Genomic DNA, 19,083 nt, shown 5'->3' on the forward strand with positions numbered 1-19,083 from the left:
GGGCGTCAGTCCTGTTTCTCGCCGCTGGCGAAGCGGGAGATGATCAGGGCGACGATGATGATGGCACCGTAGAGGAACTTGTCCCACAGCGGCGGTACGCCGCCGAGGGTGGTGACGTTGACCACGAGCTGGAGGGCGATCACGCCGGTCAGGGCACCGAAGAGGGTGCCGCGGCCGCCGTTGAGGCTCACCCCGCCGATCACGGTGGCGGCGAAGACCTGGAAGATCCAGCCGTCGCCCTGGGTGGAGGAGATCGCGCCGTAGTGGCCGACGTACAGCACACCGGCGAAGGCGGCGAGCAGGCTGCCCACGGCCAGCACGATCCAGGTGATGCGGTCCACCCGGATGCCGGCCGCGCGGGCGGCCTCGCTGTTGCCGCCGATGGCGTACAGCGCGCGGCCGTGCCGCAGGTAGCCCAGGGCCAGGCCGCCGATCGCGAACAGCAGCAGGCAGATCCACACCGCGGCGGGCGCGCCGATCCAGGACGCCTTGCCCAGGTAGGAGAAGGACGCCGGCACCTCGACGATGGACTTGCCCTGCGCCACGCCGTCCTGCAGACCGCGCAGCATGGTCAGCATGCCCAGGGTGGCGATGAAGCCGTTGACCCGCAGTTTCAGGATCAGGAAGCCGTTGAGGGCGCCGATGGCCAGGCCCACCACGAGGCAGACCGGGATGGAGGTCCAGCCGGGCAGCAGCCCGATGCCGTGGAAGGTGGCCGAGCCGTGCCGGGGCATGACCAGCCACATGGCGATCACCGGGGCCACACCGATGGTGGACTCCAGCGACAGGTCCATCCGGCCGGTGATCAGGATCATCGCCTCGCCCAGCACCAGCAGGCTCAGCTCGGTGGTCTGCTGGAGCACGCCGATGAGGTTGTCCGAGGTCAGGAAGACCGGCGAGACGATGAAGCCGATCACGCCCAGGACGAGGATCACCGGGATCAGGGACAGGTCCCGGTAGCGGGAGAGCTGGATCCGGGGCACGGTGGGCCGCGGTTTGTCCGGCGCGGGCAGGTCGGCGGTCAGCTGGCGGGTGTCACTCATCGCTCTCGGCTCCCTTGTCGCCGCCTTCGGCACGCCCCGATGCGGGCAGCCCCTCCATTGCCGAGACCAGGTCCCGGTCCGTCCATCCACTGCCGAACTCGGCTATCACGCGCCCGTGGAAGAGGGCGATCACCCGGTCGCAGACCCGCAGGTCGTCCAACTCGTCGGAGACGATCACCGCCGCGTCGCCGCGGTCGGCGACCGAGCGGACCACGCCGAGCAGCGCGTCCTTGGACTTCACGTCCACGCCCGCGGTGGGCCGGATGGCCACCAGCACCCGCGGGTCACGGGCCAGGGCCCGCGCGATGACCACTTTCTGCTGGTTGCCGCCGGACAGGTCGGAGACCGGCTGGCCCGGACCGGAGGTCTTGATGTCCAGCGAGGTGATCATCCGCTGGGCGAACGCCTTGGTCCGCGAGGGCAGCACGGTGCCGTACGGGCCGAGCTGGTCGGCCACGGTGAGCGTGGCGTTCTCCGCCACGCTGCGGCCGAGCACCAGGCCCTGGCGGTGCCGGTCCTCGGGCACGTAGCCGATGCCGGCCCCCAGTGCGTGGGGGACGCTTCCGGGTTTTACGGTGCGGCCCGCCACGCTTGTGCGACCCGCACTTGGCTTGCGCAGGCCGACCAGAGTCTCGCCCAGCGCCGTGCTTCCACTTGCAGTGGCTCCGGCCAGGCCCAGCACTTCGCCCGGGCGGACCGTGAAGTCGATCGGGTCGAAGTCGTTGTCGAGGGCCAGGCCCTCGACGGTCAGCAGGGGGTCGGAGCTTTCCGTCCGGCCTGCCCCTTGCTGCTTTCTCCGGACCTTGCGGTCCGTGCTCGGTTGCTCGCGCTCACGCGGCGCCAGCCGCATATCGAATGCAGCCTCGCGCCCCTTCGGGGCCCCCTCCGTCGGGGCAGCCGCCTTCAGAGCACCCCCCTTCGCGTGCCAGGCCGTGGCCTCCTGGCCCGCCGCCTCGCCGGTCATCGCCTCCACCAGTTCGGCCTTGCCCAGTTCGGCCACCGGGGCGGTGAGGACGTGGCGGGCGTCGCGGTAGACGGTGACGGTGGTGCAGAGGTCGTAGACCTCCTGGAGGTGGTGCGAGATGAACAGGAAGGCCACGCCCTGCTGCTGGAGTTCGCGCAGCTTGGTGAACAGGCGCTCGATGCCGCCGGCGTCGAGCTGGGCGGTGGGCTCGTCGAGGATGATGAAGCGGGCGCCGAAGGACAGCGCCCGGGCGATCTCCACGAACTGGCCCTGCTCGACGCTGAGGTCGCCGGCCCGGGCCGCGGGGTCGACGTCGACCCCGTACTCGGCCAGCAGGTCGCGGGCCCGGGTGCGCAGCTTCGGCCAGCGGATTCTGCCGCTGTCGAAGCGGTTGAGGAACAGGTTCTCGGCGACGGTCAGTTCGGGCACCACCATCGACTTCTGGTAGACGCACGCCACCTTGGTCTGCCAGGCGGCGGTGTCTCCCGGGGCGGGGGCCGGCTCGCCCTGGAAGAACACCGATCCGGCGTCGGGGGTGTGCAGCCCGGTCAGCACCGAGACCAGCGTGGACTTGCCGGCACCGTTGCGGCCCACCAGGGCGTGCGAGTCGCCGGCCGCGACCGTGATGCCGACCCCGTTGAGGGCGACCGTGGGGCCGAACCGTTTGACGATGCCCTCGGCGCGGACCGCGGGCGCTGCTGCGGAGTTCGCGGTGCTCATGCGGCGCTCACCCCGTCGTTGATCCCGGTGCTCATCGGTGTATCAGCTCTTCCCGAGCTGGTTGGCCCACAGGTTGGGGTCGTTGACGTTGTCCTTGGTCACCAGCGGCGCGGGGAGCTGGTCCTCCAGGCCGTTGGGGATGGCGATGATGTTGGAGCCGTGGTCGGTCGGGCCGGGCGAGAAGGTCTTCCCGGCCAGCGCCTCCTTGGCGTAGTACAGCGCGTACTTGGCGTAGAGGTCGGCCGGCTGGGAGATGGTGGCGTCGATCTGGCCGGCCTTGATCGCCTTGAACTCCTGCGGGATGCCGTCGTTGGAGATGATGGTGATGTGACCCGGCGTGCCCGGGGGCTTGAGCAGGTGCTTCTGCTGGAGCAGCGCCAGGGTGGGCTCCAGGTAGACACCGCCGGCCTGCATGTAGATGCCGTTGATGTCCGGGTCGGAGGCCAGGGTGGTCTGCAGCTTGGCCGAGGCGACGTCGCCCTTCCAGTCGGTGGCCAGCGCGATCACCTTGATGTTCGGGTACTTGCTCTTCATGCAGGCGGCGAACGCCTCGGAGCGGTCCCGGCCGTTGATGGAGTCCAGCGCGCCCTCGAACTCCACGACCTTGCCCTTGCCCTGGAGCTGCTGGCCCAGGTAGTCGCAGGCCTTCGTGCCGTACGCCTTGTTGTCCGCGCGGACCACCATGTACACCTTGCCCTTGTCCGGGCGGGTGTCGACGCTGATCACCGGTATCTTCTTGTTCGCCAGGGTGTCCAGCGTGGAGGCGATGGCGCCGGTGTCCTGCGGCGCCATCACGATGGCCTTGGCACCCTGGTCGACGAAGGTCTGGACATTGGCGACGAGCTTGCCGATGTCGTTCTGCGAGTTGCTGCGCGGCAGCGCGGAGACGACGCCGTCCTTGACGCCCTTCTCGATGTAGTTGTTGTACGAGTTCCAGAAGTCGCTGTCCGAGCGCGGCAGGTCGATGCCGACCTTGCCCGAGGTACCGGCCTTGCTGTCACTGCCTCTGTTGCAGCCCGCGAGCGCGGTGACCGCGAGCAGCGCCGCGCATGCGGCCACAGTCGTGGTGCGCAGTCTCATCGTCGAGTTCTGCCCTTCCGGGTGCTGGTGAATGTCGGCTCTGTTGTAAAGATGGATCTCGGGTCGAAAACGGGTCAGGAAGCGGCGGGACGCAGGCGGAGTCCCTGCATGCCGCCGTCGACGGCGAGCGCGGTTCCGGTGACGCTCGCGGCGGCCGGGCTCGCCAGGTAGGCGATGGCCGCGGCGACCTCGTCGGCGGTGACCAGCCGGCCCATGGGCTGGCGGGCGTTCAGAGCGGCCCGCTCGGCGGCCGGGTCCTCGGCCTGGTCGAGCAGTCGGCCGACCCAGGGGGTGTCGGCGGTTCCGGGATTGACGCAGTTGACGCGGACGCCTTCGCGGACATGGTCGGCGGCCATCGCCAGGGTCAGGGAGAGTACGGCGCCCTTGCTCGCGCTGTACAGGGCCCGTTGCGGCAGGCCGGCGGTGGCCGCGATGGAGCAGGTGTTGGTGATCGAGACGCAGCCGGGCCGGTCGGCGACGGCATCCCGCAGGTGCGGCAGCGCGGCCCGGGCGACCCGGACCATGCCGAGCACGTTGATGTCCAGCACCCGGTGCCACTCCTCGTCCGGGTTGTCCGCCACCGTGCCGATGGCGCCGATCCCGGCGTTGCTCACCAGAATGTGCAGGCCGCCGAGTTCGGCCACGGCGTCGGCGACGGCGGCCCGGACCTGCGCGTCGTCGGTCACGTCGGCGGTGACCTGGACGGTGTCCTTGGGCGCGCCGGACACGTCGCGGTCCAGTACGGCGACCCGGGCGCCGCGCGCGGTCAGCAGGGCGGCGGTGGCCGCGCCGATGCCGGAGGCGCCGCCGGTGACCAGGGCGGTCAGGCCGGCGAAGTCCTGGGCGTGGGCGAGCGGTTCCTCGGGGGCGGGGTGAGTCATCGGGTGAGCTCCTTGCGGGCGAGCCAGACCGGTCCGTCGGGGTAGCGGTAGTCGGCGAGGGACGCGGGTTCGATACGGGCGGAGAAGCCGGGCGCCTCGGGGGCGCGGTAGCGGCCGTTCTCCATCACGACCGGGTCGGTGAAGTGCTCGTGCAGGTGGGGAACGTACTCGATGATCCGGTCGTCCCAGCTGCCCGATACCGCGACGTAGTCGAACATGGACAGGTGCTGGACCAGTTCGCACAGGCCCACGCCGCCGGCGTGCGGGCAGACCGGCACCCCGAACTTGGCGGCGAGCAGCAGGATGGCGACGTTCTCGTTCACCCCGGCGACCCGGGCGGCGTCGATCTGCACGAAGTCGACCGCCCCGGCCTGCAGGAGCTGCTTGAACACCACGCGGTTGGCGACGTGTTCGCCGGTGGCGACCCGGATCGGCTGGCCGGCCCGTACCGCGGCGTGCGCGAGGACGTCGTCGGGGCTGGTGGGCTCCTCGATCCAGTAGGGGTCGTAGGGCGCCAGCGCCTTCATCCAGGCGACCGCCTCGGAGACGTCCCACCGCTGGTTGGCGTCCACCGCGATGCGGATGCCGGGGCCGACCGCCTCGCGGGCCAGCCGCATGCGGCGCAGGTCGTCCTCGAGGTCGGCGCCGACCTTGAGCTTGATCTGCTGGAAGCCGGCCGCGACCGCCTCCTTGGCCAGCCGGGTCAGCTTCTCGTCGGAGTAGCCGAGCCAGCCCGGTTCGGTGGTGTAGGCGGGGTAGCCCTGCTGGCGCAGCAGCGCGGCGCGCTCGGCCCGGCCGGGCTCGGCCCGGCGCAGGATCTCCAGCGCCTCCTCGCGGGTGAGCGCGTCGCTGAGGTAGCGGAAGTCGACCAGGTCGACGATCTGCTCGGGCGTCATGGTCCCCAGCAGTTCCCACACCGGCAGTCCGGCCCGGCGGGCGGCCAGGTCCCAGGCGGCGTTGACCACCGCGCCGGCCGCCATGTGCATCACGCCCTTTTCCGGGCCGAGCCAGCGCAGCTGCGAGTCGTGGGTCAGCAGCCGGTAGAACGCGCCGAGATCGCCCGTGACACTGTCCACCGAACGCCCGACCACATAGGGTCGGAGCGCGGCGATGGCGCCCGCGACCACGTCGTTGCCGCGGCCGATGGTGAAGCACAGTCCGTATCCGGCCAGGCCGTCGGGCGCGTCCGTGCGGAGTACGACGTAGGCGGCGGAGTAGTCGGGGTCGGGGTTCATGGCGTCCGAGCCGTCCAACTGCTCCGAGGTCGGAAAGCGGATGTCGTACACGTCGACCTCGGTAATGGTCGGACTCATGCACCCTCCCGTCATGAGACATCGGATCTTTTCTCGGTGATCCGATGTATAGCGCATGGCGTCCCCTTCGGGCCAGGGGATGGCAGAAGTTCCTGGGTTACAGATCGGATGTCTCGGTAGGTTTCTCGCCACCGAGCGATACGGCGGACCCGCGATACAGGCATCGCCGCAGCTCGCGGGGGTGCGGCCGGCCCTGGGCCCGCCGTGGCCGGAACGGGCCGTACCGGGCAGGACTCCCCCGCCGTAGCCGTACGGCGACCTTGGCGCGCGGACGCCGCCCCTTGCACCGAGCGGCGCTCCTGGGCTGCGGCAGCGGGGGCGGTACGCCGTAGGCTTGTGCCGCACGCACAGGAACAGCAGCCGGGACGGGGACGGCACCCGCCACCCACCGGCCGGAAGGAGGCGCTGGGTGATCGAGCTCGAGGGGGTACCCGAGCTGATCGACCCGGTCATGGTGGCCGCGTTCGAGGGCTGGAACGACGCCGGGGACGCAGCCTCCACCGCGGTCGGCCACATCGACCGGGAGTTCAAGGGAGAGGTCTTCGCGGCACTGGACGCCGAGGACTACTACGACTTCCAGGTCAACAGGCCCACCGTGTGGATGGAAGGGGGCGTCCGCCGGATCACCTGGCCGACGACCCGGTTGTCCGTGGTCCGTGTCCAGTCCCCCAAGCCCCGTGACCTGGTGATCGTCCGCGGAATAGAGCCGAGCATGCGCTGGCGCTCGTTCTGCAACGAGATCCTGGGCTTCGCCCACGAGCTGGGCGTGGAGATGGTCGTCGTCCTGGGCGCGCTGCTCGGCGACACCCCGCACACCAGGCCGGTGCCGGTCACCGCGGTCACCTCGGACGCGGAGCTGGCCACCGCCCTGAACCTGGAGGAGTCCCGCTACGAGGGCCCCACCGGGATCGTCGGCATCCTCCAGGAAGCGTGCACCCACGCGGGCATCCCCGCGGTGTCCCTGTGGGCCGCCGTACCGCACTACGTCTCCCAGCCGCCCAACCCCAAGGCCACGCTGGCCCTCCTCAACCGCCTGGAGGACCTCCTCGACCTGCGCATCCCCCAGGGCGAACTCCCCGAGGACGCCCGCGCCTGGCAGGTCGGCGTCGACCAGCTCGCCGCCGAGGACAGCGAAGTCGCGGAATACGTCCAGACCCTGGAGGAGGCGCGGGACACCGCGGACCTCCCCGAAGCGTCGGGCGAAGCGATCGCCAAGGAGTTCGAGCGCTACCTTCGCCGTCGCGAACCCGGGGATTACGCCACTAGCGAGGGCACGGACGGCGTACCCCACTTCCGCACCCCCCGGGGTGCGGAAGCCGGCGACGACGAGAAGCCCTCCTCCCCCTCCGAGGACGAGGACGACGGCGACACCCCGGACGAGTCCGAGTAGCCCTTGCGGGCGGCTCCCGTTCGGGGTGCCCTTTGGGTGCCCCCGCTTGAGGGTGGGTCGTCTGACTTTCGGCCGGTGGCCAATGGCGCAGAGCTCGGTCCGTCCGGTGAGTGGGCGAGTGCGGCGGTCATGTGGCTTGTCGCGCAGTTCCCCGCGCCCCTTCGGGGCGCCCCCGTGCGCGGGGCCGCCGCCCCGAGGGCTGCCGCCGAAGGCGGCGCCCTAATAGGGGCGCGGGGAACTGCGCGAGCAACCAGGACAGCGGGTCAGCGGGCCAAGAACCGCACCGACCGAGCTCTACGCTCCCGGCCACCGGCAGGGTACGACCCCACCGACAGGTGCGGCCACCGGCAGGGTGCGACCCCACCGACAGGTGCGGCCACCGGCAGGTGCGGGTGCGGGCAGGTGCGGGTACGGGTACGCACGGGCTCGCCGCCAGGCGTACCCGCACCGTTTTCCGAGGCCGAGCCCGTTAGAGCGCAACCCCGAGAAGCGCGTCCACCGTGCGGGAAACAAGCCCAGGGGCACCCGCATCCGTACCGCCGGACGCGGCCTGCAAGGCCGCCCAGCGGTCGACGGCGGCGAGGGCACGGGGGGTGTCCAGATCATCGGCCAGGGCGGCCCGGATCTCGTCCAGCACCGCGTCGGCCGGCGGCCCGTCGGGGCGGGAGACGGCTGAACGCCAGCGGTCGAGGCGAGCCACGGCCTCGGCCAGCACCGCATCCGTCCACTCCCAGTCGGACCGATAGTGCTGGGCGAGAAGGGTGAGCCGGATGGCCGCGGGGTCGACGCCTTCGCGGCGCAGGTCGGAGACGAAGACGAGGTTGCCCTTGGACTTGGACATCTTCTCACCGTGGAGGGCGACCATGCCGGCGTGGACGTAGGCCTTGGCGAAGGGGTACTCGCCGGTGAGGACCTGGGCGTGCGAGGCGCCCATCTCGTGGTGGGGGAAGGCGAGGTCGGAGCCGCCGCCCTGGACGTCGAAGCCCATGCCGAGGTGGTCCAGGGCGATGGCCACGCACTCGATGTGCCAGCCGGGCCGTCCGGGGCCGAGCGAGCCGCCGTCCCAGCTGGGTTCGCCCTCGCGCGCGGCGAGCCACAGGATCGGGTCGAGCGGGTTCTTCTTGCCCGGCCGGTCCGGATCCCCGCCGCGTTCGGCGGAGAGCATCCGCATGGTGGCGGCGTCCAGCCGGGAGACCTTGCCGAAGGCCTCGTCGGACTCGACCGAGAAGTAGATGTCGCCGTCGAGTTCGTACGCCGCCCCGGCCTCCCGCAGCCGCTCCACCAGCGGCACGATGCCCGGTATGGCCTCCACGGCGCCGATGTAGTGGGCCGGCGGCAGCATCCGCAGCGCGGTCATGTCCTCGCGGAACAGCGCGGTCTCGCGCTCGGCCAGGGCCGTCCAGTCCTCGCCGGTGACGTTCGCGCGCTCCAGCAGGGGGTCGTCGACGTCGGTGACGTTCTGCACGTAGTGCACCTGGCGCTTCGTGTCCAGCCACACGCGCTGCACGAGGTCGAACGCGTTGTAGGTGGCCGCGTGCCCGATGTGGGTGGCGTCGTAGGGGGTGATCCCGCAGACGTAGATCCGGGCCACCGGCCCCGGAACCACGGCCACCGGTCCACCGGTCGCGGTGTCGTGAAGACTCAGGTCACGTCCTTCGCCCGGGAGGGCGGGGACGTCGGAAGCGGGCCAGGCATGCATGTCACGAGATTAACCGGGCAGGCGGTGGCGAATCGACTCGCCTCTCTCCTGGCGCCCGTCCGCCTCGCCGGCGGCTCGTCCCGGGCCGCGTGACGGACGACCCGGAACCGGTCGCCGCAACGATCCGCTCAGACCGGCGGCCAGGGGATCGACGGCCACTGTCCGCCGGGCACCGGGTGGACGCGGGTCTCCAGCAACCGGGTCACCCGGGCCCGCAGCGCGGCCGACTCGGCGGTGGTGATCAGCTCCGCCAGCCGCTCGCCCAGCGCCCCGGACAGCTCGCGGTCGAGCCCTTCCAGGACGGTCACGGCCTCGGCCGGCAACGGCTCGCCCGCCCAGCCCCACAGCAGGGTGCGCAGCTTGTCGTCGGTGTGGAAGGTGACGCCGTGGTCGATGCCGTAGACCCGGCCGCCGGGGCCGGGCAGCAGGTGGCCGCCCTTGCGGTCGGCGTTGTTGATGACCGCGTCGAGTACGGCTATCCGGCGCAGCCGTATGTCGTCCGCGTGCACCAGCAGCGCGGTGCGGCCTTCCTCGATCTCCGCCTCCACCACGGCCTTCCAGCCGGCCGCGGGCTCGTCGTCCTCGGTGAGGGCGAGCAGCGCGCCGTCCTGTTCGCCGGGCGAGTCGATCCACAGCTGGACCATGCCCTGGCCGTACGGTCCCTCGCGCAGCACGGTGGGCGGCACCAGAGACCAGCCGGTGGCCTCGGAGACCAGGTAGGCGGCGACCTCGCGCTGGGCGAGGGTGCCGTCGGGGAAGTCCCACAGCGGGCGCTCGCCCGCGACGGGCTTGTAGACGCACGCGAGGGTGGCGCCGGCGTGCTCGCTCTCGCAGTACAGCACCGCGTTGGAGGCGTCGGTGACCCGGCCGCGGACGGTCAGTTCCCCGTGCAGCAGCGCCTCGGTCGCCGCGGGGCCCGCGTCCCCGGTTCTGCCGCCGGCCCCGGCCGCGGACGCGTCCGCGGCGCCCCCGGTGCTCAGGCCGACCTCCGGTACCCGTTCTGACGCGGGCATACGTGTCCTTCCGGGTCCAGGGGGAGGCTGCACAGCGGGCAGGGCGGGCGGCCGGCGGAGACCACGTCCAGGGCGCGCTTGGCGAAGGAGCGGGCCTGGGCGCCGGTGAGCATGACCCGCAGCAGCGGCGGGCCGTTCTCGTCGTCCTGGAGCAACTGCTCCTCGGCCGCCTCCAGGTCCTCCTCGTCCTCACCGGCCAGTTCGACCAGCGCCTGCGCCTCGATGACCATGCGGTCGTGGGCGCCGTCCCAGGCCAGGGCCATGGTGCCGACCCGGAACTCCTCCTCCACCGGGACGTCGAGCGGGGCGGTGTCGGAGAGTTCGGACGGGGCGACGGCGGGCACGGGCGCATTGCCGCCGGTGCGGCGGACGACCTCGTCCAGCAGCTCGTCGATGCGCTCGGCCAGCGCGGCCACCTGGGTCTTCTCCAGAGCCACGCTGGTGGTCCGGCCGCCGGCGGTGGCCTGCAGGAAGAACGTCCGCTGGCCCGGCTGGCCGACAGTCCCGGCCACGAAGCGGTCCGGGTGCTCGTAGTGGAAGACCTGACGGGGCACGTCCTGCTCCGTTTGCTCGACGGTTTGGCTGCTTGCCTGGGGTTACCAGTGTTTGTCCGTGGTCCTGCGTTGTTCTGCCCGCGCGGTGTTTGCCCTGCGAGGTTGTTGCGGGTTCAGCGATTGCACCTGCCGGTCACACAGCCTACTGCGGAAGCTGATCACAGGGTGCCGGTTGAGCCCCCCACCACGGCGTCGCCGGAGGCCGCGGCGGCTTCCGGTGACTGCGGCGATTGCGCCGCGTCGCCCTCCGGCCGTTCGGGCGGCATCAGCGAGGTGAGGTCGCCGGTGTCGCCGAGGCGCAGCAGGAACGGGCGGTAGGGGGTGTAGCGGATCACGGTGACCGAGCAGGGCTCGGTGCCGATCCGCTGGAAGAGGTCCAGGTGCAGGCCCAGCGCGTCGGCCGCGAGCGCCTTGATGATGTCACCGTGCGAGCAGACCAGGTAGAGCGCGTCCTCGCCGTGCTCGGCGGCGATCCGGACGTTCCAGTCGCGTATCGCGTCCACCGCGCGGGCCTGCATCCCGCGCATCGACTCGCCCTCCTCGCCCGGGAAGACGGCGGCCGAGGGGTGGCGCTGGACGGTGGCCCACAGCGGCTCCTCGGCGAGTTCGCCGAGCTTGCGGCCGGTCCAGTCGCCGTAGTGGCACTCGCCCACCCGGTCGTCGGTGTGCAGCGGCAGCTCCGGCCGGGTGTCCAGCAGCGGCTGAACGGTCTCCCGGCAGCGCTGGAGGGGGCTGCTGACGACGGCGGCCAGCGGGAGCGCGGCCAGCCGGGCGGCGAGCGCGGTGGCCTGCGCCCGGCCGGTGTCGTCCAGGGCGACGCCCGGGCTCCAGCCGGCCAGTATTCCCTCGGCGTTGGCGGTGGACCGGCCGTGCCGGACCAGGATCACGGTGGGCATGACCGCAACCGTAACCCTTCCCGGGCGGGGGCGTTGTGCTGGGTGACGGCCGTGGCGGGGAAGATCCCCCCGAGCCCCCACCACGGCCGCGGATCTGCCCGCTCGTGTCCCGCCGGCCCCGCCCGTCCCATCCGCGTCGTCCCGGGCCGGGCGGCCCGGCGGGAGCGGGTGTTCGAGGGTCCCCACGGTCCGGCCCCGTGGGTAGGGTGCAGCAGGGGTCGAGGGGCCCCGGGGCCCGGGATCTCGAAGCAGGTGGCGATGTTCAGCAAGGCGACGAGAAGCCGTCCGCCGGCGGCACCCGGTTCCGCGCCCGCGGGGACGGACTGGTCGCCGTACACCCGCCTGGAGGACGCCGCCCGGGTCTACTTCCTGCACGCCGAGGTCGCGCTCGACGCGATCGCCGGGGTGCTGGGCCGCCGCCGGGTGCGCGGCTTCACCCTGGAGCGGGTGGTCGACCTGACCGAGGCCGGGGCCTCGGTGTGGCAGGAGGCCGCGGTCTGCGACGGGCGGCGGCTGATCCTGTGGCACAGCGAGGAGATGGCCGACGACAGCGCGCCGGGCGGCAGCGTGCTGGACTCTTCGGTGCAGGTGCTGCCGCTGGCCGCCATCGGGCACGTGGGGATGCGGACCCTGGTCGGGCGGGACGAGCGGGGCCGGCGGGTGGACCGCGGGGTCTACCTGGTGCTGGCCACCGAAGTGCCGCACGAGCTGTTCCCGGTGCAGCCCGACCCGGACGCCTCGCAGCAGGGCGCGACCGCCAAGATCCGCCCCGAGTCCTTCCGGTTCAGCAAGTCGCTGGACGACGGCGGGGCCGGCCAGATAGCCCGGCTGATCGACTTCGGCCGGCTGCTGGGGCGGCTCGTCCCGGGCTGAAGAGGCCCATCGCAGGGGCCGTACGAAAGCCACCGGGCCGAGCGGCGGACGTACGATCCGCCGCCCTGCCCCTGTGTCACGCGCCGTCAGATCAGGTCGGATCGGGTCAGGCCAGGCCGGCCCGCTCCAGCGCCGCCACGCCCGCGCGCAGCCCTGCCACCCGCTCCTCCAGGGAGAAGCCGGCCGGCGCCAGGGTGAGGGTGGTGACACCCGCGGCCGCGTACTGCGCCATCCGGTCGGCGATCCGCTCGACGGAGCCCAGCAGGCAGGTCGAGTCGATGAGCTGCTGCGGCACGGCGGCCGCGGCGCCCTCCTTGTCGCCGCCCAGGTACTTGTCCTGGATCTCGGCGGCCTCCTTCTCGTATCCCATGCGCTGGGCCAGCCGGTTGTAGAAGTTCTGCTCGCGGCTGCCCATGCCGCCCACGTAGAGCGCGGTGTACGGGCGGAAGATGTCGGCGAGCGCGCCGAGGTCGTCGCCGAGGGCCAGCGGCAGCGTCGGGCACACGTCGAAGCCGTCCAGGGTCAGGCCCGCCTTCTCCCGGCCGGCCCGCAGCGGCCGCAGCGCGGTCTCCTCCAGGTGCTCCGCGGAGGGGAAGATCAGCAAGGCGCCGTCGGCGATCTCGCCCGTCTGGGTCAGGTTCTTCGGCCCGATGGCGGCGATGTAGAGGGGGATGTGCTCGCGCTGCGGGTGCACGGTGAGCTTGAGCGGCTTGCCCGGGCCGCCGGGCAGCGGCAGCGTCCAGTGCTCGCCCTCGTACGACAGCCGCTCGCGCGCCATCGCCTTGCGGACGATCTCGACGTACTCCCGGGTGCGGGCCAGCGGCTTGTCGAACCTGACGCCGTACCAGCCCTCGGAGACCTGCGGGCCGGAGACGCCCAGGCCCAGCCGGAAGCGGCCGCCGGACAGCGAGTCGAGGGTGGCGGCGGTCATCGCGGTCATCGCCGGGGTGCGGGCGGGGATCTGCAGGATCGCGGAGCCGACGTCGATCCGCTCGGTCTGCGCGGCCACCCAGGAGAGCACGGTGGGCGCGTCGGAGCCGTACGCCTCGGCGGCCCAGCAGACCGAGTAGCCGAGTCTGTCCGCCTCCTGAGCCACGGCCAGGTTGTCGGTGTCCATGCCCGCGCCCCAGTAGCCGAGGTTGATGCCCAGCCGCATGCCAGTCCCCTTTACCGGTCAGTAACGTCGTTGTCCTTCCGGACTGTAGCGTCCCGGACCGGCTCGCGCGCCTGTCGGGTACGTCACTGCTGCCCATTCGGCGGTCGCGGGCGCTAGCCTCAGCGTTCATGGAGCATAGGCACCTCGGCCGCACCGGGCTGCGCGTGTCCCGGTTGGGACTCGGCACCCTCACCTGGGGACGCGGTACCGGCGAACGCGACGCGGCGGACCAGCTCAAGGCGTTCTGGAACGCGGGCGGCTCGCTGGTCGACACGGCCGACGTGTACGCCGACGGCGGGGCGGAATATCTGCTCGGCCGGCTGATCGAGGACCTGGTGCCGCGCTCGGACCTGGTGATCGCCACCAAGGCGGGGTCCGTGCCCGATCCGTACCGGCGGTTCGACACCTCCCGGGGACACCTGCTGGGCGCGCTGGACGCCTCGCTCCAGCGGCTCGGCACGGACTACGTGGACCTGTGGCAGGTCCACGCGTTCGACCCGGAGACGCCGCTGGACGAGACGCTCCAGGCGCTCGACATCGCGGTCAGCTCCGGGCGGGCCCGGTACGTGGGGGTGTCCAACTTCTGCGGCTGGCAGCTCGCCAAGGCCGCGGCCTGGCAGCTCGCCACCACCGGCCGCACTCCGCTGGCCAGTACGCAGATGGAGTACTCGCTGCTCCAGCGCGGGGTGGAGCGGGAGGTGCTGCCCGCGGCCCTGGACATGGGAGTCGGGCTGCTGCCGTCCTCGCCGCTGGGCCGCGGGGTGCTCACCGGGAAGTACCGGCACGGCACACCGCCGGACTCGCGCGGCGGCTCGGAGGACATGGCCGCCTTCGTCGCCCCCTACCTCGACGAGACCGCCCGGCTCATCGTGGACGCGCTCTCGATAGCCGCGGACGGGCTGGCCGTCTCCCCGCTCCAGGTGGCCCTGGCCTGGGTCCGCGACCGGCCGGGCGTGACCGCGCCCATCGTGGGGGCCCGCAACGCCGCTCAGCTCGAGGCGGCGTTGTCGGTGGAGGCCCTTACGCTTCCGGCAGAGATCTGTCTGGCGCTGGACGATGTCTCGGCGCCGCTGCACCGCTATCCGGACCACGACTGGAGCACGCTCTGAGCCGTGGCTCCGCGCACCCTCCGGAGGCCCGCACCGTGACCGACCGCCCGCACCGCCCCGACCGCACCCCTGCCGCGCCCCCGTCCGGCTCCCCCGGACAGCAGGGTGCGGACCTGGCCGGCCTGGCCGCGGCGGTCCGCTCCATCGAGCGCGGCGAACACCCGTCGGCTCCCGCCCCCCGCGGTGACGCCGCCGAGGCCCGCCGCCGGCGCCGCGAGGCCATGGCCGAGGAGGCGGCCCGCCTCCAGGAGGAAGAAGCGGCGGAACGCGACGGTGCGCCGGCACGGCCGGCCGAGACCGTGGAGGACCAGGGCCAGGGCGAGGCCGAGGGTGCGCCGGGCGGCGAGGACGGTACGGCGGAGGAGGGCGGCCGGGAGGCCGAGGGCCCCGCGGGAAAGGCTCAGCGGCCTGGTCGGGGCGAGCCGGACAGCGAGTACGACGCTCCCGAATCCGGCGAGGGCACGGCAAGGGGCCGCGCGGACGGTACGAGGGCCGACCGGCAGCGGCCCGGCGACGCTTCGGGCCGGTCCGGAGGCGGCCCGGAGGCCGCGCAAGGACGCCCGGACGACGGCCCGGCTCGTAGGCCGGAAGGCGGTACGGGCGGCGAGCAGGGCGTGGGAGATGCCGACTACCGCGAGGGGCGACAGGGCACGTCGAACAGCCGCGGCGAGGGCCCGGACCGCAGGCCGGAAGGCGGTACAGGCGGCGGCCCCGGGCGGCCCGGGGGCAGTGTGCGGCGGGGGCCGGACGACACCGGTGGACCCGGACCGTACGAAGGCGGCCGTGGCCCGGAGGCGCGGCGGGGCGACGATGCCGGGTACGACCGGAACGGCGCACCGGACGCTCCCGGGCTCAGCGGCGGGCGGCGCGGCGAGGACGATGCACGGGGGCCGGGGCCGCGGCACGGCGGACGCCCTCCGTACACGGCGGGCGGGAACGGCGCGGACAGCGCACCGGGCGCTCCGGGAGGCGCTCCCGGGGACGGCGGCAGCGGGCGACGGGGAGCCGACGATACGCCGGGCTCCGGGCCGCGGCACGGCGGACGCCCTCCGTACGCGGCGGGCGGCAATGGCGGCGGGAACGGCGCGGACAGCGCACCGGGCGGGCCCGAGGTGGTCGGGAGCGGGCGGGCCGCTGTGGACCCGCGGGCCGTGGAGGGCGCGCGGGGCGTGCTGACGGGTGGCGGGGCGCCCGGGGAGTTGGCGGAGGCCGTGGTGCGGCTGCTCGGTGAGGGGGCCGGGGAGGCGTTGCGGCAGGATCCGTGGCTGGTGCTCGGCGTGCCGGGAGTGCGGGTCGAGCAGGCGGACGGGTTCGCGCGGGCGGTGCTCGGGGGGCAGGCCGGACCGGGGGACGAGCGGCGCGGGCGGGCCCTGGTGGGCTTCGTACTGGAGAAGGCGGCGCAGGAGGGCCACACGGCGCTGGGCGCGGACGCGGTGAAGGCCGCGCTCGGCCGGCACGGCGTTCCCGACCCCGAGGCGGCGGTGACCGCGGCCGTGGAGGACGGCGGCGTGCTGCTGTTCCGCGACGAGAGCGTGGAGCTGCCCGCGGACGAGGACGAGGAGACGGACGTACCGCTGCTGCTGGGCCTGGACAAGCACGCGCTGGCCGAGGAGAGCCTGGCCGACGGCTGCGTACGGCTGCTGCGGTCGTTCGAGGCCGAGGCGGTGGCCGTCGGCGAGGAGGCCGAACAGATGTGGGAGCGGGCCGCGGCCGGGGCGCCATCCTCGTCGGCCGCCCAGCTCATCCGTACCGCCGCGGCCAGCGGCCTCGTGCTGCACACCGGCGGCGAGGCGGCCCGCGCCGAACCCGCCGCCCTGGTCAACGCCGCGCGGGCGGCGGGCCTGCGGGCGTACGCGGCGGCGTACACCGACAACGGCCGCCGCCGGCTGGCCGAGGCGGTCGGGGAGCAGGCCGCGGTGACCGTCGAGGGCCTGCTCACCGGGCGCGGCGGACCCGGCCGCGCCCCCGACAGCTCACTCGCGCTGGACCTGCTGGCCGTCCTGGACGCGCCCCTCCTCTCCGCGGAGGAGGCCGCCACCCTCGTGGAGGCGCTGCCGGACGGCGTGCGGCTGGTGTTCAGCGGCGACGAGAACGCCCTGTGGTCGGCCGGTCCCGGCCGCGCCTTCGCCGACCTGCTGGCGAGCAAGGCGTGCCCCCGTGTCACCTCGCGCACCCCCGATCCGGGCCCGATCGGCGAGCTGACCTCGTACGTGAGCGTCGGCGAACTGCCCGCCGTGGAGGCGCCGGACAAGGAGGTCGTGGTCGTCCCGGTGCGCGACCCGGACGAAGCGGTGCTGCGTACGGTGCAGCTCGTCGCCGATTCCGTACCGCGGGCGATCGGCGTGCCCGCCGACCGCACCCAGGTCATCGCGATCGCGCACGGCGGCCCTGTGGGCACCCGGGCGCTCAACGCCGCATTGAAGGAGCGGCTCAACCCCGGCCCCGGCCGCTTCGGCGGCTTCGACCCGGGCGACCGCGTGGTGATCGTCACCGGCCCCGGGCACGCGCTGCTCGCCACGGTGGTGGGCGCGGAGCCGACCGGGCTGCGGCTCGACAGCGAGCGCGGGCCGGTGCTGGTGCCGCGCGAGGACGTGGCGACCGCCGTACGGCACGGGTGGGCGCTCACCGGTCACCAGGCGGCCGGTATGCGGTGGCCCGCGGTGGTGGTCGTCGTCCCGGGGGACGCGGGTGCCCTTCTCAACAGGGCCTGGGTCTATACGGCCTTCGCCCGGGGCGAGCGGCACCTTTCGGTTGTTCAAGGGGCCGAGCAGGGGCTTCCGCAGGCAGTGGCCGAGGGGGTGGCTCGGGCCCGGACGACTCGGCTCGGGTCGGTGCTCAAGGAGCTTGCCGCGGGGGGTTGAGGGACCCGGGGCGGGCCGCGCCCATGGAGTCGGCCCGCCCCAGGAGCGCCCCGAAGGGGCGCGGGGAACTGCGCGAGAGCCATCCACCCACAGGTGGTCCGGAGACGAGGGAACCACCCCTCCCGTCCGGTGAATCCCGCACCCCGATGAATCCCGCACCCCGAAATCGGGCACCCTCAGTCCGGGTCCAACACCCCGAGCTCGTCGTCGAAAACAGAGCTGACGTCGAAGCGGCAGATGACCTGGTGCGGGTCGGTCTGGTCGAAGGGCGCGTCGAGCCATTCGCCGGGTTCGGCGGGGTCGACGGCGGCGACCCAGACCGTGGAGTCGCCCTCTTCGAGGCCGAACTCCTTGTGCCGCTGGGCTATCTCGTCGGGCTCGTACTCGCCGAAGACGACGCCGAGGGCCGCGTTGACGGTGCTGCTCGCCGTGGGATCGCCCTCGCTGGCCCTTCTGGCCTGGGCGAAGAGGCGGTCCGGGGAGACGACGGCGTAGTCCCGGCGGATCAGCACGCTGATCGCCTCGGGGTCCTCCGGCCCGGCGTACTCCGGCACGGCGTCCGGCGCGGGCACTTCGAAGGGGGTCACCTCGTCAAAGGTGTCGTACAGCAACTCGTCGTAGGCTTCGGCGGCCGAGGCCAGCGCCTCGAAAGCCGCGTAAACGGCGGGATCGTCCTCGCCGGTACGGTTCTCGATCGCGTCGAGGTGACGGTCCAGGGCGGCCTTGACCGCCTCGACCGCGGCTCGGACCGCGGACACCGTGGGCTGCACGTCGTCAGACATGAGGGAGACGCTATCCGGACCGGGGCGTTGCCCGCACAATAGATGCGATGCCGGAATACGAATTCAGAGAGATGTACGTGCCGCGCGGGGTCTCCCGCAAGGAGGCGGCGCGGTTGTTGACGGACGAAGCCGAGTACCGACACTGGGAGCTGGACCGGGTCCGGCTGTATCCGGACGGCAGCCGATGGGTACGGCTGCGCCGCCGGATCATCCGCCAGGTGCGCGCCACCTGGTGACGGACTTCACACCGTGAGCACGTTCCCGCCACCCCCCGCACACCGGACCGGACAGTGACCGGCGAGACGAGGAAACAGCGGTCGGCCCCGCCGCCGGGCACTCAGCGACCCGGCGGCGGGGCTCATGGCCGTGGCCCGGCCGTCAGCGGTTGACGCAGGCGTTCCCGAAGGACGGGTTCAGCAGGCCGATCACCGAGACGGTGTTGCCGCACACGTTCACCGGGACGTGGACCGGGACCTGGACCACGTTGCCGGACACGACGCCCGGGGAGTGCACGGCCGCCCCCTGGGCGCCGGAGTCGGCGGCGGCCAGACCCGCGCCGGCCAGCACGAGACCACCGGTGGCGACGGCGATGGCGGCAACCTTCTTGATCATTGACTTCCTCCTCGTGGGACACACGTGATCACAGCAGCGGATCACATGTGTCGTAACGAGGACGGCGCAATAGAGCTACGAAAGCACCGGTTCGTTCACCCGTACCGGCGAGGGGGCGTGCCGGTACGGGTACGGGC

Annotated in this window: 17 protein-coding genes; 5 read left to right on the top strand and 12 right to left on the bottom strand. The window is 72.8% G+C overall.

Going from position 1 to position 19,083, the window contains the following annotated elements; all coding sequences use genetic code 11:
* Positions 1 to 5 precede the first annotated feature (5 nt).
* The 5 genes from ITX44_RS33770 to ITX44_RS33790 all read right to left on the bottom strand — a co-directional run bounded on the left by ITX44_RS33770 (position 6) and on the right by ITX44_RS33790 (position 6,001).
* Positions 6 to 1,043: an ABC transporter permease gene (locus tag ITX44_RS33770; RefSeq protein ID WP_205362518.1), complete on the bottom strand. Its 1,038-nt coding sequence runs from the start codon at positions 1,041 to 1,043 to the stop codon at positions 6 to 8.
* Positions 1,036 to 2,727: a sugar ABC transporter ATP-binding protein gene (locus ITX44_RS33775; RefSeq protein WP_205362519.1), complete on the bottom strand. Its 1,692-nt coding sequence runs from the start codon at positions 2,725 to 2,727 to the stop codon at positions 1,036 to 1,038. Before ITX44_RS33775 ends, ITX44_RS33770 begins: the two co-directional genes overlap by 8 nt.
* 42 nt (positions 2,728 to 2,769) lie before the next feature.
* Positions 2,770 to 3,807, bottom strand: coding sequence for a sugar ABC transporter substrate-binding protein (locus ITX44_RS33780; protein ID WP_205362520.1), 1,038 nt, complete (start codon positions 3,805 to 3,807; stop codon positions 2,770 to 2,772).
* A 74-nt stretch (positions 3,808 to 3,881) separates the two neighbouring features.
* Positions 3,882 to 4,688, bottom strand: coding sequence for an SDR family NAD(P)-dependent oxidoreductase (locus tag ITX44_RS33785; protein WP_205362521.1), 807 nt, complete (start codon positions 4,686 to 4,688; stop codon positions 3,882 to 3,884).
* Complete coding sequence (locus tag ITX44_RS33790; protein ID WP_205362522.1) at positions 4,685 to 6,001, bottom strand: L-fuconate dehydratase; 1,317 nt, start codon at positions 5,999 to 6,001, stop codon at positions 4,685 to 4,687. Before ITX44_RS33790 ends, ITX44_RS33785 begins: the two co-directional genes overlap by 4 nt.
* A gap of 409 nt (positions 6,002 to 6,410) precedes the next feature.
* Between ITX44_RS33790 and ITX44_RS33795 the strand changes: the two genes are divergently transcribed.
* Complete coding sequence (locus ITX44_RS33795; protein WP_307795616.1) at positions 6,411 to 7,391, top strand: PAC2 family protein; 981 nt, start codon at positions 6,411 to 6,413, stop codon at positions 7,389 to 7,391.
* A gap of 469 nt (positions 7,392 to 7,860) precedes the next feature.
* Here the strand turns inward: ITX44_RS33795 and mshC are convergent, their stop codons facing one another.
* The 4 genes from mshC to ITX44_RS33815 form a co-directional block, all read right to left on the bottom strand.
* A complete protein-coding gene (gene mshC / locus ITX44_RS33800; RefSeq protein WP_205362523.1) occupies positions 7,861 to 9,090 on the bottom strand; it encodes a cysteine--1-D-myo-inosityl 2-amino-2-deoxy-alpha-D-glucopyranoside ligase in 1,230 nt (409 codons plus the stop codon).
* Between the two features lie 128 nt (positions 9,091 to 9,218).
* On the bottom strand, positions 9,219 to 10,103 hold the full coding sequence (locus ITX44_RS33805) for an SCO1664 family protein (RefSeq protein WP_205362524.1): 885 nt from the start codon (positions 10,101 to 10,103) through the stop codon (positions 9,219 to 9,221).
* Positions 10,067 to 10,657: a DUF3090 domain-containing protein gene (locus ITX44_RS33810; RefSeq protein ID WP_205362526.1), complete on the bottom strand. Its 591-nt coding sequence runs from the start codon at positions 10,655 to 10,657 to the stop codon at positions 10,067 to 10,069. The genes ITX44_RS33805 and ITX44_RS33810 overlap by 37 nt, the downstream gene beginning before the upstream one ends.
* 158 nt (positions 10,658 to 10,815) lie before the next feature.
* Positions 10,816 to 11,553: a histidine phosphatase family protein gene (locus ITX44_RS33815; protein WP_205362528.1), complete on the bottom strand. Its 738-nt coding sequence runs from the start codon at positions 11,551 to 11,553 to the stop codon at positions 10,816 to 10,818.
* A gap of 258 nt (positions 11,554 to 11,811) precedes the next feature.
* Here ITX44_RS33815 and ITX44_RS33820 point away from each other — a divergent pair, with 258 nt between their 5' ends.
* Positions 11,812 to 12,426: a hypothetical protein gene (locus ITX44_RS33820; RefSeq protein ID WP_205362530.1), complete on the top strand. Its 615-nt coding sequence runs from the start codon at positions 11,812 to 11,814 to the stop codon at positions 12,424 to 12,426.
* Between the two features lie 106 nt (positions 12,427 to 12,532).
* On the opposite strand, the gene ITX44_RS33825 is transcribed toward ITX44_RS33820, so the two are convergent.
* A complete protein-coding gene (locus tag ITX44_RS33825; protein WP_205362539.1) occupies positions 12,533 to 13,582 on the bottom strand; it encodes an LLM class F420-dependent oxidoreductase in 1,050 nt (349 codons plus the stop codon).
* A gap of 128 nt (positions 13,583 to 13,710) precedes the next feature.
* On the opposite strand from ITX44_RS33825, the gene ITX44_RS33830 reads away from it, so the two are divergent.
* Together ITX44_RS33830 and ITX44_RS33835 are read left to right on the top strand one after the other, a co-directional pair.
* Positions 13,711 to 14,691, top strand: a complete 981-nt coding sequence (locus ITX44_RS33830; protein ID WP_205362548.1) for an aldo/keto reductase — start codon at positions 13,711 to 13,713, stop codon at positions 14,689 to 14,691.
* Between the two features lie 731 nt (positions 14,692 to 15,422).
* Complete coding sequence (locus ITX44_RS33835) at positions 15,423 to 17,552, top strand: helix-hairpin-helix domain-containing protein (RefSeq protein WP_443609515.1); 2,130 nt, start codon at positions 15,423 to 15,425, stop codon at positions 17,550 to 17,552.
* A 176-nt stretch (positions 17,553 to 17,728) separates the two neighbouring features.
* Here ITX44_RS33835 and ITX44_RS33840 read toward each other — a convergent pair whose 3' ends face one another.
* Complete coding sequence (locus ITX44_RS33840; protein WP_205362550.1) at positions 17,729 to 18,334, bottom strand: hypothetical protein; 606 nt, start codon at positions 18,332 to 18,334, stop codon at positions 17,729 to 17,731.
* A 47-nt stretch (positions 18,335 to 18,381) separates the two neighbouring features.
* On the opposite strand from ITX44_RS33840, the gene ITX44_RS33845 reads away from it, so the two are divergent.
* Complete coding sequence (locus ITX44_RS33845; RefSeq protein ID WP_205362551.1) at positions 18,382 to 18,570, top strand: DUF5703 family protein; 189 nt, start codon at positions 18,382 to 18,384, stop codon at positions 18,568 to 18,570.
* 142 nt (positions 18,571 to 18,712) lie between these two features.
* Here ITX44_RS33845 and ITX44_RS33850 read toward each other — a convergent pair whose 3' ends face one another.
* Positions 18,713 to 18,946 carry a chaplin gene (locus ITX44_RS33850; RefSeq protein ID WP_205362552.1) on the bottom strand — a complete coding sequence of 78 codons (234 nt, stop codon included), beginning with the start codon at positions 18,944 to 18,946 and terminating at the stop codon, positions 18,713 to 18,715.
* Positions 18,947 to 19,083: the final 137 nt, after the last annotated feature.

Source organism: Actinacidiphila acididurans (assembly GCF_016918855.1).
Taxonomy (GTDB): Bacteria; Actinomycetota; Actinomycetes; order Streptomycetales; family Streptomycetaceae; genus Actinacidiphila; species Actinacidiphila acididurans.

Coding starts and splice junctions, on each gene's coding strand:
- ITX44_RS33770 (WP_205362518.1), bottom strand. CDS start 1,043: ATGAGTGACACCCGCCAGCTGACCGCCGACCTGCCCGCGCCGGACAAA.
- ITX44_RS33775 (WP_205362519.1), bottom strand. CDS start 2,727: ATGAGCACCGCGAACTCCGCAGCAGCGCCCGCGGTCCGCGCCGAGGGC.
- ITX44_RS33780 (WP_205362520.1), bottom strand. CDS start 3,807: ATGAGACTGCGCACCACGACTGTGGCCGCATGCGCGGCGCTGCTCGCG.
- ITX44_RS33785 (WP_205362521.1), bottom strand. CDS start 4,688: ATGACTCACCCCGCCCCCGAGGAACCGCTCGCCCACGCCCAGGACTTC.
- ITX44_RS33790 (WP_205362522.1), bottom strand. CDS start 6,001: ATGAGTCCGACCATTACCGAGGTCGACGTGTACGACATCCGCTTTCCG.
- mshC (WP_205362523.1), bottom strand. CDS start 9,090: ATGCATGCCTGGCCCGCTTCCGACGTCCCCGCCCTCCCGGGCGAAGGA.
- ITX44_RS33805 (WP_205362524.1), bottom strand. CDS start 10,103: ATGCCCGCGTCAGAACGGGTACCGGAGGTCGGCCTGAGCACCGGGGGC.
- ITX44_RS33815 (WP_205362528.1), bottom strand. CDS start 11,553: ATGCCCACCGTGATCCTGGTCCGGCACGGCCGGTCCACCGCCAACGCC.
- ITX44_RS33820 (WP_205362530.1), top strand. CDS start 11,812: ATGTTCAGCAAGGCGACGAGAAGCCGTCCGCCGGCGGCACCCGGTTCC.
- ITX44_RS33825 (WP_205362539.1), bottom strand. CDS start 13,582: ATGCGGCTGGGCATCAACCTCGGCTACTGGGGCGCGGGCATGGACACC.
- ITX44_RS33830 (WP_205362548.1), top strand. CDS start 13,711: ATGGAGCATAGGCACCTCGGCCGCACCGGGCTGCGCGTGTCCCGGTTG.
- ITX44_RS33840 (WP_205362550.1), bottom strand. CDS start 18,334: ATGTCTGACGACGTGCAGCCCACGGTGTCCGCGGTCCGAGCCGCGGTC.
- ITX44_RS33845 (WP_205362551.1), top strand. CDS start 18,382: ATGCCGGAATACGAATTCAGAGAGATGTACGTGCCGCGCGGGGTCTCC.
- ITX44_RS33850 (WP_205362552.1), bottom strand. CDS start 18,946: ATGATCAAGAAGGTTGCCGCCATCGCCGTCGCCACCGGTGGTCTCGTG.